Source organism: Mesorhizobium sp. M2D.F.Ca.ET.226.01.1.1 (assembly GCF_004022705.2).
GTDB lineage: Bacteria > Pseudomonadota > Alphaproteobacteria > Rhizobiales > Rhizobiaceae > Mesorhizobium.
Map to the genome: position 1 here is coordinate 262,147 of NZ_RZOY02000009.1, position 16,003 is coordinate 278,149.

Annotated in this window: 15 protein-coding genes; 7 read left to right on the top strand and 8 right to left on the bottom strand. The window is 64.0% G+C overall.

All coding sequences use genetic code 11. The features are described from left to right. Positions 1-5: 5 nt before the first annotated feature. Together EN869_RS21900 and EN869_RS21905 are read right to left on the bottom strand one after the other, a co-directional pair. On the bottom strand, positions 6-764 hold the full coding sequence (locus EN869_RS21900) for an MBL fold metallo-hydrolase (protein WP_245514639.1): 759 nt from the start codon (positions 762-764) through the stop codon (positions 6-8). Between the two features lie 302 nt (positions 765-1,066). After that, positions 1,067-1,453, bottom strand: a complete 387-nt coding sequence (locus EN869_RS21905) for a DoxX family protein (RefSeq protein WP_127227789.1) — start codon at positions 1,451-1,453, stop codon at positions 1,067-1,069. Between the two features lie 38 nt (positions 1,454-1,491). On the opposite strand from EN869_RS21905, the gene EN869_RS21910 reads away from it, so the two are divergent. Beyond that, positions 1,492-1,914: a helix-turn-helix domain-containing protein gene (locus EN869_RS21910; RefSeq protein WP_245489457.1), complete on the top strand. Its 423-nt coding sequence runs from the start codon at positions 1,492-1,494 to the stop codon at positions 1,912-1,914. A 183-nt stretch (positions 1,915-2,097) separates the two neighbouring features. Here EN869_RS21910 and EN869_RS21915 read toward each other — a convergent pair whose 3' ends face one another. From EN869_RS21915 to EN869_RS21925, 3 genes are all read right to left on the bottom strand, one after another. Continuing rightward, complete coding sequence (locus tag EN869_RS21915; RefSeq protein ID WP_127227790.1) at positions 2,098-2,943, bottom strand: aldo/keto reductase; 846 nt, start codon at positions 2,941-2,943, stop codon at positions 2,098-2,100. A 195-nt stretch (positions 2,944-3,138) separates the two neighbouring features. Then, the gene (locus EN869_RS21920; protein WP_127227791.1) at positions 3,139-3,528 is read right to left on the bottom strand and encodes a DUF305 domain-containing protein; all 390 of its coding nucleotides are present in this window, start codon (positions 3,526-3,528) and stop codon (positions 3,139-3,141) included. Positions 3,529-3,569: 41 nt separating this feature from the next. Then, positions 3,570-6,074: a heavy metal translocating P-type ATPase gene (locus tag EN869_RS21925; RefSeq protein ID WP_127227792.1), complete on the bottom strand. Its 2,505-nt coding sequence runs from the start codon at positions 6,072-6,074 to the stop codon at positions 3,570-3,572. A gap of 186 nt (positions 6,075-6,260) precedes the next feature. On the opposite strand from EN869_RS21925, the gene EN869_RS21930 reads away from it, so the two are divergent. Next, on the top strand, positions 6,261-9,062 hold the full coding sequence (locus EN869_RS21930; protein WP_127227793.1) for a [protein-PII] uridylyltransferase: 2,802 nt from the start codon (positions 6,261-6,263) through the stop codon (positions 9,060-9,062). 40 nt (positions 9,063-9,102) lie between these two features. Next, positions 9,103-10,686: a murein biosynthesis integral membrane protein MurJ gene (gene murJ / locus EN869_RS21935; protein WP_127227794.1), complete on the top strand. Its 1,584-nt coding sequence runs from the start codon at positions 9,103-9,105 to the stop codon at positions 10,684-10,686. Positions 10,687-10,704: 18 nt separating this feature from the next. Here the strand turns inward: murJ and EN869_RS21940 are convergent, their stop codons facing one another. After that, positions 10,705-11,298, bottom strand: a complete 594-nt coding sequence (locus tag EN869_RS21940) for a LysE family transporter (protein ID WP_167498524.1) — start codon at positions 11,296-11,298, stop codon at positions 10,705-10,707. Between the two features lie 207 nt (positions 11,299-11,505). Here EN869_RS21940 and trpS point away from each other — a divergent pair, with 207 nt between their 5' ends. The 3 genes from trpS (at position 11,506) to EN869_RS21955 (ending at position 14,074) form a co-directional block, all read left to right on the top strand. Further along, on the top strand, positions 11,506-12,573 hold the full coding sequence (gene trpS / locus EN869_RS21945) for a tryptophan--tRNA ligase (RefSeq protein ID WP_127227796.1): 1,068 nt from the start codon (positions 11,506-11,508) through the stop codon (positions 12,571-12,573). Positions 12,574-12,672: 99 nt separating this feature from the next. Then, complete coding sequence (locus tag EN869_RS21950; RefSeq protein WP_127227797.1) at positions 12,673-13,164, top strand: universal stress protein; 492 nt, start codon at positions 12,673-12,675, stop codon at positions 13,162-13,164. Positions 13,165-13,504: 340 nt separating this feature from the next. After that, on the top strand, positions 13,505-14,074 hold the full coding sequence (locus EN869_RS21955; RefSeq protein ID WP_112128178.1) for a NifU family protein: 570 nt from the start codon (positions 13,505-13,507) through the stop codon (positions 14,072-14,074). 159 nt (positions 14,075-14,233) lie between these two features. Here EN869_RS21955 and EN869_RS21960 read toward each other — a convergent pair whose 3' ends face one another. After that, a complete protein-coding gene (locus EN869_RS21960) occupies positions 14,234-14,851 on the bottom strand; it encodes a L,D-transpeptidase (protein ID WP_127227798.1) in 618 nt (205 codons plus the stop codon). Between the two features lie 225 nt (positions 14,852-15,076). Here EN869_RS21960 and cueR point away from each other — a divergent pair, with 225 nt between their 5' ends. Continuing rightward, positions 15,077-15,466, top strand: a complete 390-nt coding sequence (cueR, locus tag EN869_RS21965; RefSeq protein WP_127227799.1) for a Cu(I)-responsive transcriptional regulator — start codon at positions 15,077-15,079, stop codon at positions 15,464-15,466. Positions 15,467-15,480: 14 nt separating this feature from the next. Here the strand turns inward: cueR and EN869_RS21970 are convergent, their stop codons facing one another. Continuing rightward, on the bottom strand, positions 15,481-15,951 hold the full coding sequence (locus EN869_RS21970; RefSeq protein WP_127227800.1) for a nucleoside deaminase: 471 nt from the start codon (positions 15,949-15,951) through the stop codon (positions 15,481-15,483). Positions 15,952-16,003: the final 52 nt, after the last annotated feature.

Below are 16,003 nucleotides of genomic sequence, written 5' to 3' on the forward strand. Positions count from 1 at the left end.
GGTTCCTACAACGGTTCGAAGCGGAAGCCTGTTTCGCCTCGCAAGATCCGGCCGACACCTGGTGAATCGAGATGCGCTCCGGCAACGCACCAGGCATTGTCGGCGGCAAGCGCAAGAATGCGCAACCGGGTTGCCCGCGCCTGCTCCTGGTCGGCGTCGAACTCCCAGGCGACCTCCGGCCGCTCGAACTGGAGCGACGGCACATGGACGAGGTCGCCCCAGACCAGCAATGTTTCGCCGCCGCTCGTGACGCGAAAGCATGTGTGACCGATTTCGTGGCCCGTCGCCGCGACAGCATCGATATTCGCGCTCAGGCGCTGCCCAGGGTCCAACGGTTCTGCTCGATCATGGAAGCGGCTCAACCTCGCTACCGACCGGAACATGTCGAGCTCGGCTCGAGGGACAAGCAGGCGAGAGAGTTGCGGAAAGCCGTCCTTCCCATCCGGACGGACGAGCCCGTGAATATGGTCGAGATGGGTGTGGGTGAACGCAACCGTCCGAATCCGGTCGATGGCGATCATCGCCTCGCTCAGAGCCTGCGGCAGGTACCCCATTGTCGGGTGCCAGGCGTTCGAGGACCCCGTGTCGATCAGCGTGATTTCATGGCCGTCGTCGATGGCAAAGGCGTTGACCGACAATCGAAGCGCGCCGTCAAAGAGCGGCAGCTGCGCCGGGAGATCGTCGCCGAAGGGCTCGTCTCCCGGATGGCGCAGGCGCCGGATCGGCATGTCGACATAACCGTCGCGCAGCGAAGTGACGGTCAAGTCGCCTATTTTATAAGTCGTATGATGAGGTCCGGCTGAAATTCGTTCCAATGCCTGCTCCCGGCTAAGTCGCAAAATTCGCGGCGACTATATCATCTCCAGCCCACGCTCGTGCGTCGGCGGCGGGAAATCACAAGGCGCTGAAGCCGGTGAAGAGCGATGCGCTGGGCGAGGCACTCGGCACGATCAACCCAGACGAGATGACGCCGAGGGAAGCGCTGGAGGCGCTGTACAGGCCAAAGGGGCCGACGGCCAAACCCTGACGTCAGCCCGATTGAAGTCGCGACTGCTCACGCAAATGCTCAGGAGAGCTGGACTTGCCCCCGCTGGGACCACGCGATGGCTGCGAGAATCGCGGCCATCACCACAGTGTGTATCCAGTCCTGATGCAGGACCAGGATTTGGGCGAAGAACGCGCCCACGCAGACCACCGTCAGTAGGGCCGCGCCGAAGAAGGTCGTTCTCGGCACGAGGAGAAGGATGGCGCCGCCGATCTCCAGGATCGCTGTGAAATAGCGGAACCACTGTCCCAATCCGACGGCGTCAAATTCGGCGACCATTGGCGGTGGCCCGTAGAGCTTCATCGCTGCGGCGCCGAAAAATGCGACAGCAAAGACAATCTTCAGCGCCCAGAAGGCGATCGGTTTCCACCGGGTCGCGTCCGAAGAGGCGGATGCAGGCAGTGACATTGACTATTCCCGTGTCAATTTGAGATGCTGGTGATATTGTGAGTGCTGCATCGAATGTGCAAGTAGGATGGATTATCTGGTATAGTATGGAAAATATGACTAATGATCCGGAGTGCGAAAGCGCGGCCGCCGCGCTCCATGAGCCACCGCCGGAAATCGACGCCACGCTCGCCGTGCTCGGGGGCAAGTGGAAGATCCTCATCCTCTGGCAGCTGACCAAGCGGCCTTGCCGGTTCAACGAATTGCGTCGGGCGATCGCCGGCGTCAGCCAGCACATGCTGACAACGCATCTGCGCGAATTGGAAAGCCAGGGTATTGTCAGCCGCAAGGTGTTCGCCGAAGTGCCGCCGCGGGTGGAATACGCGCTGACCGACCATGGAAGGACGCTGGACACGGTGATCCGCACGCTGGCGAAATGGGGCAGAACGCATCTCGCGCGCAGCTCGAGCGAAAAACCATAGAGCGTTTCATCGTTTCACGGAAACGGCGAACCGCTCTATCTCTTTGTTTCTACGCAATTCCGGACGGAAAACCGCTCACACCTTTCCTGAAATTGCTCCGGGCCGGAAGCGGAACCCAAACCGTGCCAATCTCAGAGCCAAGCGGGTCACGATCATGGAAGACTTGGAGCGGTCTGGTCCGCCTCAGATCATCTCCAACCCGCGCTTGCGCGTCGGCGGCGGGAAGGCGCGGTCGAGATCGGTGAAATCCTCAGGCGTCAGCTTGATGTCGAGCGCGGCGGCATTCTGGCGGACATGCTCCTGGCGGCCGGCCTTCGGAATGGCGATGACGCCCGGCTGCGCCATCACCCAGGCGAGCGCGATCTGCGCGGCGGTGGCGTTGTGTCGGGCAGCGACGGCCTCCAGCCGCGCATTGCGCGCCAGCGCGCCCTGCTCCACCGGCGAATAGGCCATCAGCGGGATGCCGCGCTCCACACACCAGGGGGCTAGATCGAATTCCGGGCCTCGCCGTGACAGATTGTAGAGCACCTGATTGGTCTGGACATTGCCGCCAGCGGCCAAGCCGACCAATTCCTCCATCTCGTCGGTGTCGAAATTGCTGACGCCCCAATGGCGGATCTTGCCTTCGGCCTTCAGCGCCTCGAAGGCCTCGACGGTTTCGGACAGCGGCACGCTGCCCGGCCAATGCAGCAGATAGAGATCGATGCGGTCGGTGGCGAGCCGTTTCAGGCTGCTTTCACAGGCGCGTTTCACGCCGGCGCGCGCGGCGTTTGAGGGCAGCACCTTGGAGACCAGGAAGGTCTCGTCGCGGCGCCCGGCGACAGCCTCCGCCACCACTTCCTCGGCGCCGCCGCTGGCATACATCTCCGCCGTGTCGATCAGTGTGATGCCAAGGTCGAGCCCAAGCTTCAGCGCCGCCACCTCATCGGCGCGGCGGCGCCGGTCCTCGCCCATCTTCCAGGTGCCTTGGCCGAGGGCCGGTACGGCTTCACCCCACGGCAGCTTCACGGTTCTGATCGACGAGGGCATGGCTTCCTCCGCGTGAAGCTGGATCGCAGCACAGCCAAAGTCGGAAATCCAGACAGTAGGGGCCCGCTGGCCGCCCAGATTTCCTGGAGTGGGCTAGAGCGGTTCAGCGTTTCGCGGAACCGCCGAACCGCTCTAAGTATTTGTTTCTACGCAATTCCGGACGGAAAACCGCTACACACTTTTCCTGGAATTGCTCTAGTTCGCCGGATGCTTGGCGAGCCAGTCCTGCATCTGTTTGATCTCGGCTTCCTGCGCCGCGACGACGCCTTCGGCGAGCTTGCGGATTTCGGGGTCCTTGCCGTTGGCTATCACCACCTTGGCCATGTCGATGGCGCCCTGATGATGCGGGATCATGCCGCGAACGAAGTCGACATCGGCATTGCCGGTGTATTTGATCATCATGTCCTTGTGCATCTTCTTCATCGCCGCCTCGTAGCCGACGGTGGCCGGGCTCTGGGCGCCCATCGCCATCTTGGACATGTCGTGCTTCATCTCCTCCGACGAGGCAGGCACGCTTTCGAGAAAGACGGCAAGCAGCATTCCGGCGGCCATCAGCAGCAGCACGATTTTCTTGGCCAAGGTCATTCAGGTCTCCTTCTGTTGGATAGCGTATCTGGGGGCTTTGCTCAGAGTTTCAACGTCCTCAGCCGCAAAGCGTTGGCGATGACCGACACCGACGACAGGCTCATCGCCGCCGCCGCCAGCATCGGTGACAAAAGCGTGCCGGTGAGCGGGTAGAGCAGGCCGGCCGCGACCGGCACGCCAAGCACGTTGTAGAGGAAGGCGAAGAACAGGTTCTGGCGGATGTTGCGCAGTGTCGCCTGGGCAAGCGTGCGCGCCCTGACGATGCCGTTCAAGTCACCCTTGACCAGCGTGATGCCGGCACTCTCGACCGCGACATCGGCGCCGGTGCCCATGGCGATGCCGACATCGGCGGCAGCCAGGGCCGGCGCGTCGTTGACGCCGTCGCCGGCCATGGCGACGGCTGCACCCTTGCGGCGCAGTTCTTCCACCAGCGCGCTCTTGCCGTCGGGCAGCAGGCCGGCGCGCACCTCGTCGATGCCGAGCCTGCCGGCGATGGCTTTCGCGGTGCGCTCATTGTCGCCGGTTGCCATGATGATCTTCAGGCCCTTGTCGTGCAGCGCCTTGATCGCCTCGGCCGTCGTTGCCTTCACCGGATCGGCGACGGCGACGATGCCGGCGAAGCTGCCGTCGACGGCTACGAACATGGCCGTCTTGCCTTCGCCCTGCATCGCCTCCACACTGGCCGCCGACGGCTCTATGCCGAGGCCGGCCATCATCGCCGCGTTGCCGAGCGCTACCTTCCGGCCCGAAACCACACCTGAAACGCCCTTGCCGGTGACGGCTTCGAAATCGGCAGCGTCGGCCAGCTTCAGGCCGAGCGCGGCAGCGCCCTCGACGATCGCCTCGGCCAGCGGATGCTCCGAGCCCTTTTCAAGCGCGGCGGCAAGGCCCAGCAGTTCGTTCTCCTCGATGCCCTCGGCCGCGACGACATCGGTGAGCCGCGGCTTGCCTTCGGTCAGCGTGCCGGTCTTGTCGACGATCAGCGTGTCGACGGAAGAAAAACGCTCCAGCGCCGCCGCTTCCTTGATTAGCACGCCGGCATGCGCGCCGCGTCCGGTGGCCGTCATGATCGACATCGGCGTCGCGAGACCGAGCGCGCAGGGACAGGCGATGATCAGCACCGACACAGCCGAGACGATGGCGAAGATCAGGCTTGGCTGGGGACCGAGGAGCGCCCAGGCGATGAAGGCGATGATGGCGACCAGCACCACGGCCGGCACGAAATAGAAGGACACGCGGTCGGCAAGCCCCTGGATCGGTGCGCGCGAGCGCTGCGCCTTGGCGACTAGCTCGACGATGCGCGACAGGGTGGTCTCGGCGCCGACCTTGTCGGCGCGCATGACCAGCGAACCGTTTTTGTTCAGCGTGCCTCCGGTGAGTGCGTCGCCTTGCGTCTTTTCGACCGGCAACGGCTCGCCCGTGATCATCGATTCATCGATCGCCGAGCGGCCCTCCAGCACGATGCCGTCGACCGGCACCGCGTCGCCGGGGCGGATGCGAAGCCGGTCGCCGGTCTGGACGCTGTCGAGCGGCACGTCCCTCTCGGAACCGTCCGCGCCGATCAGCCGCGCCGCCTTCGGCGCGAGATCGAGCAGGGCACGAATGGCCGAGCCGGTACGCTCGCGGGCGCGCAGCTCCAGCACCTGGCCGAGGAAGACGAGCGCGACGATGACGGCAGCAGCCTCGAAATAGACCGGCACGGCGCCGTCATGGCCGCGGAACTGATTCGGGAAGATGTCCGGAAACAGGGCGGCGACGACGCTATAGAGATAGGCGGCGCCGACGCCCAGCGAGATCAGCGTCCACATATTCGGGCAGCGGTTGAGGATTGAGTCCCAGCCGCGACGGAAGAACGGAAACGCCGCCCACAACACCACCGGGCTCGCCAGCGCCAGTTCCACCCACGTCTTGGTACGACCGTCGATGATGGTTTCGAAGCTGAAGCCCAGCATCGGCGCCATGGCAATGATTAGGAGAGGCACGGAGAGCGCCGCGCTGACCCAGAGCCGGCGCGTGAAGTCGACGAGCTCGGGATTCGGGCCTTCGTCGCCGGTCGGCACGCCCATCGGCTCCAGCGCCATGCCGCAGATCGGGCACGAGCCTGGCTTGTCGCGGATGATCTCAGGATGCATCGGGCAGGTGTATTGCGTGCCCTTCGGCATCGGCTGCGCCTCAGGCCGGCCGGCAAGGTACTTTGCCGGCTCCGCCTCGAACTTGTCCTTGCAGCCGGCGGAGCAGAAATAGAAGCCTTGCCCTTCATGGCGCAGGAAGTGCTTCGCGCTCGCGCGGTCGACATTCATGCCGCAGACGGGATCGGTAGCGGAAAGATACGCTTCCGGCTCGGCCTGGAATTTCGTGCGGCAGCGCTCACTGCAGAAATGAAACGTCCGGCCGCCATGCTCGACCGTCGGCTTGCCGGCCGCCGGATCGACCGTCATGCCGCAGACAGGGTCGCGAATCACTGCCTCAGCGGCAGGCGCGATGCTCTTCGCCGAGCAGCAGCTGTCGCCATGCGCATGAAGGTGGCGATGGTCGGAATGACTCATGAAAAGGCCCCTAAGTTTCGAACTTGAGGCGGAGGTAGTGCTTCCAGTAACTGGAAGGTCAAGGGGCGGATTGGATTTTTGGAGCTTTCGTCTCTCAGTGGCGTATCGCGTCCATCATTTACCGCTGGAAACGCGGCGGCCCGCCCCATACACAGCGCCGCGAAAACGCGCTATAGACGCCGCCGAATGGCAAAGATCTCCTTGAAACTCAACGAAATCATCGATGGCGACACCTTGCGCCGCGACTTGACCGCGCTGACGTCGGCAACCGCCGGCGACGGTTCGCGACCGGCGGTTCGCACTGCTGTCCTCCAATTGCTCAAAGCCAGGCTAGCGGACGGGCGAAAGATCGCCGAGGCCATGCTCAAGGAGGATGGCGGCGGCAATGCCTGTGCCGAGCGGCTCTCGCATCTGATGGATGAGCTGATCCGGGCGCTCTACGATTTCGCCGCTACCCATGTCTACCGGGTCAAGAACCGCTCCGCGGCCGAGCGCATGGCGGTCGTCGCCGTCGGCGGCTACGGCCGCGGCACGCTGGCGCCGGGCTCCGACATCGACCTGCTTTTCCTGTTGCCCTACAAGCAGACGCCCTGGGGCGAGCAGATCGTCGAATACATGCTCTACATGCTGTGGGACATGGGGCTGAAGGTCGGCCACGCCACCCGCAACATCGAGGAATGCCTCAGGCTATCGCGCAGCGACATCACCATCCGCACGTCGATCCTGGAAGCACGTTTCCTGTGGGGCGAGCGCAAGCTCTATGACGAGCTGCTCACCCGCTTCGACCATGAAGTGGTGCGCACAACCGGGCCGGAATATGTGCAGGCCAAGCTTGCCGAGCGCGACGAGCGCCACGCCAAGGCCGGCGAAAGCCGCTATCTGGTGGAGCCCAACGTCAAGGACGGCAAGGGCGGCCTGCGCGACCTGCAGACGCTGTTCTGGATCGGCAAATATTTCTACCGCGTGCGCACCGGCGAGGAACTGGTCGAAAACGGCGTCTTCACCGAGGTCGAATATCGCGAGTTCCAGAAGGCCGAGGATTTCCTGTGGGCGGTGCGCTGCCACATGCATTTCCTCACCGGCAAGGCAGAGGAGCGGCTGCATTTCGACATCCAGCGTGAGATCGCCGAGCGCCTCGGCTACACCACGCATCCCGGCCTGTCGGCGGTCGAGCGCTTCATGAAGCACTATTTCCTAGTCGCCAAGGATGTCGGCGACCTCACCCGCATCTTCTGCGCGGCGCTCGAGGAAGAGCAGGCCAAGCATGTGCCGGGCTTCAACCGCATCTTCCTCACCTTCTCGCGGCGCAAGCGCAAGCTCGCCGGAACCTCCGACTTCATCGTCGACAATCACCGCATCAACATCGCCGACGAGAGCGTATTCGAGCGCGATCCGGTAAATCTCTTGCGGCTCTTCTGGTTCGCCGACAAGCACGGGCTGGAGTTCCACCCCGACGCGCTGAAATTGCTCACCCGCTCGCTTGGCCTGGTCAACAAGTCGCTCCGGCGCGACGAGGAAGCCAACCGGCTGTTCCTCGACATCCTGACCTCTGATCGCAACGCCGAGCTCAATCTGAGGCGTATGAACGAGGCCGGGCTGCTCGGCAGGCTGATCCCCGACTTCGGCAAGATCGTCGCCATGATGCAGTTCTCGATGTATCACCACTATACGGTGGACGAGCATCTCATCCGCTGCATCGGCGTGCTGGCCGAGATCGAGCGCGGCGATGGCGAGAAGATTCACCCGCTGGCGCATTCGCTGATGCCGGGGCTGAAGAAGAGCCGCGAGGCGCTTTATGTCGCGGTGCTTCTACATGATATCGCCAAGGGCCGGCCGGAGGACCATTCGGAGGCCGGCGCCCGCATCGCGCGGCGCATCTGCCCGCATATGGGGCTGTCTGCGGCCGACACCGAAACTGTCGCCTGGCTGGTCGAAAACCATCTGGTGATGTCGATGACGGCGCAGACGCGCGACCTCAACGACCGCAAGACGATCGAGGATTTCGCCTCGATCGTGCAGTCGGTCGAGCGGCTGAAGCTGCTTTTGGTCCTCACCGTCTGCGACATACGCGGCGTCGGGCCGGGTGTGTGGAACGGTTGGAAAGGGCAGCTGCTGCGCACGCTCTATTACGAGACCGAGCTGCTGCTGACTGGCGGCTTCTCGGAAGTGTCGCGTGCGCAACGCACCGCCGCCGCGCGCGAGCGGCTGGCCGAGGCGCTCTCGGCCTGGCCGGCCAAGGAGCGCAAGCGCTATGTCGCGCAGCACTATGAGAACTATCTGCTGACCGTCGACCTGCCGGATCAGCTGCGCCACGCCGAATTCATCCGCGAGGCGGACGCGGCGGGCAAGAAGCTCACCACCATGGTCAAGACGCATGAATTCGAGGCGGTGACCGAGATCACCGTGCTGGCGCCGGATCATCCGCGCCTGCTGTCGATCATCGCGGGGGCATGTGCTGCGGCCGGCGGCAACATCGTCGACGCGCAGATCTTCACCACCTCGGACGGACGGGCGCTGGACACTATCCTGATTTCGCGGGAGTTCGACCGCGACGAGGACGAACGCCGCCGCGCCGAACGCGTCGGCCGGCTGATCGAGGACGTGCTTTCAGGCAAGACCTGGCTCCCCGAGATGATCGAGAAACGCACCAAGCCGAAGCGTGGCGCCAAGGCTTTCCGGATCCCGCCCCGCGCCGAGATCCGCAACACGCTGTCGAACCGCTTCTCGGTGATCGAGGTCGAGGGGCTGGACCGGCCGGGCCTTTTGTCCGAGATCACCGGAACGCTGTCCGACCTGTCGCTCGACATCGCCTCGGCACATATCACCACTTTCGGCGAGAAAGTCATCGACACGTTCTATGTCACCGACCTGACCGGACAGAAGATCGACAGCCCGACGCGCACCGCCACCATCCACAAGCGGTTGATCGATACGCTCGAAGGCAACGCGCCCGAACGCAACGGCAAGGCCAAGGCGGCGGCCGAGTGAACATCCATTTGACGCAATTCCCCTGGCAGTCATCCACCGCATGAGTCTGGTCAAGAAATTCGCCACCGTCGCTTCCGGCACGCTGATGAGCCGCGCGCTGGGTTTCGGACGCGAGATGCTGATGGCGGCGGCCCTCGGCACCGGGCCGGTCGCCGACGCCTTCAACGCCGCCTTCCAGTTCCCCAACACGTTTCGCCGGCTGTTCGCCGAGGGCGCCTTCAACGCCGCTTTCGTGCCGCTGTTCGCCAAGGAGATCGAGCAACACGGCAATGAGGGCGCCAAGCGCTTTTCAGAGGAAGTGTTCGGCGTGCTGTTCTCGGCGCTGCTGGCGCTGACGATCGCCATGGAGCTCGCGATGCCGCTGATCGTGCGCTACCTGGTGGCGCCGGGCTTTGCCGACATTCCGGGCAAGTTCGAGACGACCGTGACGCTTGCGACGATCATGTTCCCGTACCTGATCTGCATGTCGCTCGGCGCCATGATGGCGGGCATGCTGAACTCGCTGCGCCGTTACTTCGCCGCGGCGATCGCGCCTGCCTTCCTCAACATCATCCTGATCGCCGTGCTGGCCTATGCCTGGTATCACGGGCTCGACGCGCATGATGTCGGCTTCGGCCTGTCCTGGGGCGTGCTGGCGGCTGGTATCGTGCAGCTCGCCATCGTCTGGATCGCGGTGCGCCATGCCGGCATCTCGATCGGCTTCCGCAGACCGCATCTGACCCCCAACGTCAAGCGGCTCCTGATCCTGGCGCTGCCGGCAGCGATCACCGGCGGCATCACCCAGATCAACCAGTTGATCGGCACGGCGATCGCCTCGGCGCAGAACAGCGCCGTGTCGTCGCTCGCCTATGCCGACCGCATCTATCAGCTGCCGCTCGGCGTCGTCGGCGTGGCGGTAGCGATCGTGCTTCTGCCGGAACTGTCGCGGGCGCTGAAATCGGGCAACTTGAAGGAAGCCGCAAACCTGCAGAACCGCTCGGTCGAGTTCACGCTGTTCATGACACTGCCGGCTGCCGCCGCGCTCTGGGTGATGTCGGAACCGATCGTGCGGCTGGTCTACGAGCGCGGCGCCTTCGCCGCCAACCACTCGACGCCGATCGTCGCCTCGATCCTCGCGATCTTCGGCCTCGGACTGCCAGCCTTCGTTTTGATCAAGGCCTTCACGCCCGGATATTTCGCGCGCGAGGACACGCGCACGCCGATGATCTTTGCCGCCATCTCGGTCGGCGTGAACGTCGCCACGGCGCTCAGCCTGTTTCCGTCGATGGGCGCGCCGGGCATCGCGGTGGCTTCGGCGATAGCCGGCTGGGTCAATGCCCTGATGCTGCTCGGTATGCTGATCAGGAGGGGACATTGGGGCCGCGACGTCCCCCTGCTGAAGCGCATCCCCAGGCTTGTGCTGTCCGCTGTGATCATGGCCGCCGCGCTTTACTTCGCCGAGCACTATTTCGCCGCGAGGCTTGGGCCCGGCTCGCCGCTGGTGGTGAAGGCGACGACGCTGTTCGCGCTCGTCGGCGGCGGTGCCGCGCTCTATTTCATCGCTGCTTTCGGCACTGGCGGCGCCGACTTCGGCATGATCCGCAGGAACGTCAAGCGCGGCTCGAAGGCGCCGCCGACGCAATGACGGCGGCGAGCCGGGCGATCACGCGCGCTCCAGGGCCAGTTTCGCGCCGAACAGGATGAGCAGACCGCCGGCCACGCGGTCGATGGTGCGCCGCAGCTTTCGATAGCCGTTCGAGACGGCTTCAGCGGCAAACAGCCAAACCACGCAGGCGTACCAGCCGACCGAGATCGCCACCATGAGCGCGACCGACACGACGCCGAGCCACAGAGGGGGCTGCGCCGGCAGGGCGACGGCGAAAATGCTGGCCACCGAAAGCGCGGAACGCGGATTGGCAAGGCTGGTCACGAGACCGATCCAAAAGGCCCGCCGGTTTGAGAATCCCTTTGGATCGACAGGCAACGGGCCATCGGCCGCGCTGCGCTTCTCGGCCAGCACGATCAGCCTTACGCCCGAATAGACGAGATAGCCGGCGCCCGCGAACTTCAACGTCGCGTAGGCCCAGGGAGCGGCGAGAAACAACGCCTTTACGCCGGCAAGTCCGCAAACGCCCCAGACCGCCGTGGCGATGCCGATGCCGCATACGGCAGCGAACCGGCGCCACGCGAACGCGCCACGGCAATCCGCGCCGTTATCAGGAAATTCGGCCCCGGCGAAACGGCCGCGACCAGCCACACGGAAGCGACGGCAAGCAGATGTGAAAGCATGGCGGAAACCCGAGGAAGACCACAATGCTAAGCCAGGGCAATCGTGGCTGGCTAGAGCCTTCTAAGTCGGGAACCCGGCTGGCCTCTTGATCCCGAAACCGCCTTCGTCCATAAGCGCGTCGTCGAAAGACTTTCGCCGCGCGCGAAACGGCCCTCCACAAGCCATGAGGAAACCATGTCCGCCTTCAAGCCACTCGTCTTTTCGGGCGTTCAGCCGACCGGCAATCTGCATCTCGGCAACTATCTCGGCGCCATCAAGAAATTCGTCGCCCTCCAGGAACAGTCCGACTGCATCTATTGCGTCGTCGACTTGCATTCGCTGACGGCACAGCTCGTGCATCAGGACCTCGGCGACCAGACGCGCTCGATCACCGCGGCGTTCCTTGCCTCCGGCATCAACCCGAAGAAGCACATCGTCTTCAACCAGTCGCGGGTCATGCAGCATGCCGAGCTCGCCTGGATCTTCAATTGCGTGGCGCGCATCGGCTGGATGAACAAGATGACGCAGTTCAAGGACAAGGCCGGCAAGGACCGCGAGAATGCCTCGCTCGGCCTGCTCGCCTATCCGAGCCTGATGGCCGCCGACATCCTGCTCTACCGCGCCACCCATGTGCCGGTGGGCGAGGATCAGAAGCAACATCTCGAGCTCACCCGCGACATCGCGCAGAAATTCAACAACGACTTCTCCGAGAAGATCGCCGCGCTCGGCGTCGGCGTGAAGATGCAGGTCGGCGAGGAGACGGTGAACGGCTATTTTCCGATCACCGAACCGGTGATCGGCGGTCCGGCGGCGCGCATCATGAGCCTGCGTGACGGCTCGAAGAAGATGTCGAAGTCCGACCCGTCGGACCTGTCGCGCATCAACCTGACCGACGATGCCGACACCATCTCGAAGAAGATCCGCAAGGCCAAGACCGATCCGGAGGCCTTGCCGAGCGAGGTCGACGGGCTGGAAAGCCGGCCCGAAGCTGAGAACCTGGTCGGCATCTATGCCGGCCTCGCCGAGATCTCGAAGGAAGACGTGCTGAAGCAATATGGCGGGCAGCAGTTTTCCGTGTTCAAGCCGGCGCTGGCCGATCTTGCCGTGGAGAAGCTGGCGCCGATCGCTGCCGAGATGCGCCGCATCGAGGGCGACCGCGCCTATGTCGACGCCGTGCTCCAGGATGGCGGCGACCGGGCGCGCGCGATCGCCGAGCGCACGATGAAGACGGTTCGCGACATTATCGGCCTGCTGCAGGACTGATCGAAGGGTTCCGTAGGACCATTGCCACGCCGGCCGGCGGCTTGCCGCCGGTTCGCGGCGGTGGCAGATTGCGGCCGAATTGATACCGAGCAGATAGACATGGTCTCCAAACGCCTCAGCCGCGAAGCCGGCCATCGCCGCAAATTCCTGGCGATCATCGACGACACGCCCGAATGCGAGCGCGCCGTCGCCTACGCCTCGAAGCGGGCGCAGCACACCAGCGGCGTGCTGGTGCTGCTCTATGTCATCGAGCCGGACGACTTCCAACATTGGCTGGGCGTGGAAAAGATCATGCGCGAGGAAGCGAACGCGACGGCGCGCGCGGCGCTAGACGGCTATGCCAACAAGGTGCGCCAGAGCGTCGGCATCGAACCGGAGCTGGTGGTGCGCGAGGGCAAGCCGACCGAAGAGATCCACAAGCTGATCGAGGAAGACCAGGACATCGCCATCCTGGTGCTGGCGGCCGGCGCCGGCAAGGAAGGTCCGGGACCGCTGGTCAGCGCGGTTGCCGGCCGGGCCGCGGCCTTCCCCATTCCGGTGACGGTGGTGCCGCAGAATCTGTCGGATGAGGAGATCGACAGCCTCGCCTGAGATGTGCTGATATTCAGGTGAGGCCGGCCTGCCAACGGCGGCTTCCTGCGCTTCCGGTGCTCACGTACTTCAAGTACGCTCCGCTCCGGCCTTCGCCGGCCGAAGCCCTTATAAATGTCTTCGATCTATGAAGGCTACGGCCGGCGTAGGCCGGTTCTCGGAAACCACCATTCTCGACTCGGCCTGACCTGAATCTCAACATATCTTAAGTGGATGAGGGGTCGAAAAAACATTCCGCCAGCCAGCCGTTCGGGCGACGTGTTTCGCTTGAATGTCCAGCCGATAGAGCCTATTTAGAATTATTCCAAACTATCGGCCCGAGAAGGGCCTGGAGATACCTATGTTCATCCAGACCGAATCGACGCCGAACCCGGCGACGTTGAAGTTTCTTCCCGGCAAGGAAGTGCTGCGCGAAGGAACAGCCGATTTCCGCAACGCCGAAGCCGCGGCGGAAGCCTCGCCGCTGGCCGGCCGGCTGTTCGAGATCCCGGGCGTCACGGGCGTCTTCTTCGGCTATGATTTCGTCACCGTGACCAAGGACGGCCCGGACTGGCAGCACCTGAAGCCCGCCATCCTCGGCGCCATCATGGAGCACTTCATGTCCGGCGCGCCGGTCATGGCTTCGACCGCCCCGGCGCGCGAAGCCGGCGAGACCGGCGAGTTCTACGACAAGGCCGACGAGGAGCTGGTTCTGACGATCAAGGAACTGCTCGACACGCGCGTGCGCCCGGCCGTCGCCCAGGACGGCGGCGACATCACCTTCCGCGGCTTCGAGAACGGCACCGTGTTCCTGCATATGAAAGGCGCCTGCGCCGGCTGCCCGTCATCGACGGCGACGCTGAAGCACGGCATCCAGAACCTGCTTCGCCACTTCGTGCCGGAGGTGCAGCAGGTCGAGCAAGTCGCCTGAGAATCCGCTCCGCCGGCCGAATAGCAGCGGAGCGAATTCTGATCCAAGAATTCTGATCCAAGACCCAAAAACAAAAAACCGGGCCCCAACAGCCCGGTTTTCTGTTTTCAGGACGTCTTGTTGTTGCCTAGACGGTCCGCCTGCGAAACTTTTTCACGCCTACATCACGATGACCTTGGCGCCGACCGACGTGCGGTCGTAGAGATCGATAATGTCCTGGTTCATCAGCCGGATGCAGCCCGACGACATCGCCTTGCCGATCGAGAACCATTCCGGGCTGCCATGCAGGCGGTAGCCCATGTCGCCGCCCTTGTTGAAGAGATACATGGCGCGCGCGCCGAGCGGGTTCTTCAGGCCCGGCTCCATGCCGCCGGCGAACTTGGCGAGCTCGGGCTGGCGCTTGATCATCTGCGAAGGCGGCGTCCAGGTCGGCCATTCGCGCTTCAGCGCGATATGGGCGGTGCCGTGCCACTCGAAACCCTCGCGGCCGACGCCGATGCCGTAGCGTATCGCCATGCCGTCGCCTTCGATGAAGTAGAGAAACTTGTTCTGGGTATCGACGATGATGGTGCCGGGCTTCTCCGAGGAATCGTACCGCACTTCCTGGCGGTGGAATCTCGCGGGAACCTTCTCGATCGGGACGCGTGGCAGCTGATAGCCGGCATCCGTCATCGCGCCATAGTTGTTGGTGAACAACTGCCCGCCGATGGTGCTGCAGCCGCTGACCGCGATCGACAGCGCAAGAGCGGCGAGGATTGCAAACGACTTCAAGCGCATGAAAAGGTCCGACGCCCTGTTTCTGTATCAGCGGCACGAGTCGGCCGCTTTCTCGCCATCATTCATGCTGGCATTTCTTTTGCTTGCCAAGCGCGCACTGCCTATATGCAAGGCCTTACGTGCCGGTAGATGCCGAACTGCGGCATTTCCGCAACAGGCCTCACAGGATTGTGAAGCAAAATCAATGGGGCAGCCCGAAGGCTGCCGGAAACCTGGGAGAACGCCATGAATGTCGGTGACGCCGCCGAGCGTTCCGGCCTGCCGGCCAAGACCATTCGCTATTACGAGGAGATCGGCCTGATCCGTCCGGCGCGGGCCGAGAACGGCTATCGCGATTACTCCGGTGACGACGTCCACCGGCTCGCCTTCCTGCGCCGTGCGCGCAATCTCGGCTTCTCAATCGACGATTGCAGGCAGCTGATGGCGCTCTATCAGGATCGCGACCGCGCCAGCCACGACGTGCGCGAGATCGCCGCCGCCCATGTCAGGGCGATCGAGGACAAGGTGCGCGAGTTGCAGTCGATGCGCTCGACGCTGCAGAAGCTGATCCATGCCTGCCATGGCGACGACCGGCCTGACTGCCCGATCCTGGACGATATGGCGGGAGCGGCCTAAGGCTGTATGGCCTGTCAGCGCTTCCAGAAATCGCGGTGCGGGGCGAGCAACTCGGAGGCGATTTCGGGAAAAGGGCCGAAGACCTCGATCTTCTTCTGGCCGGAGGCGAAAACGGTGCGCGAGGCGAGGTTCATCGTCGGATTCGCCTCGTGATCCCCGGTGAGCGCCAGGAGATCGGTCTCCTCGAAGCCATAGACCAGCCGCCCGATATTCGCCCAGTACATCGTGCCGGCGCACATCGCGCAGGGCTCGCCGGTCGTGACCAGCGTGCATTGCCACAGGAACTCCGGCTCGTAGGCCGCGGCGGCGCGACGGGCCAGCTCGGTCTCGGCATGGCGCACCGTGTCGAGATTGCCTTGCCGCATCAGCACCTGTTCGTCCGGTCCGACCAGCACGCAGCCGAAGGGATGATGCCCATGCGCCGCCGCCTCGCGCGCGACGGCGTCGGCAGACCGGAGGTGGGCGAGCATCTGATCGCGTGTCATGGGGAAATCCTCTCACGGCGAGATTGCTGCCAAGGGGACATGATTAGCAAGA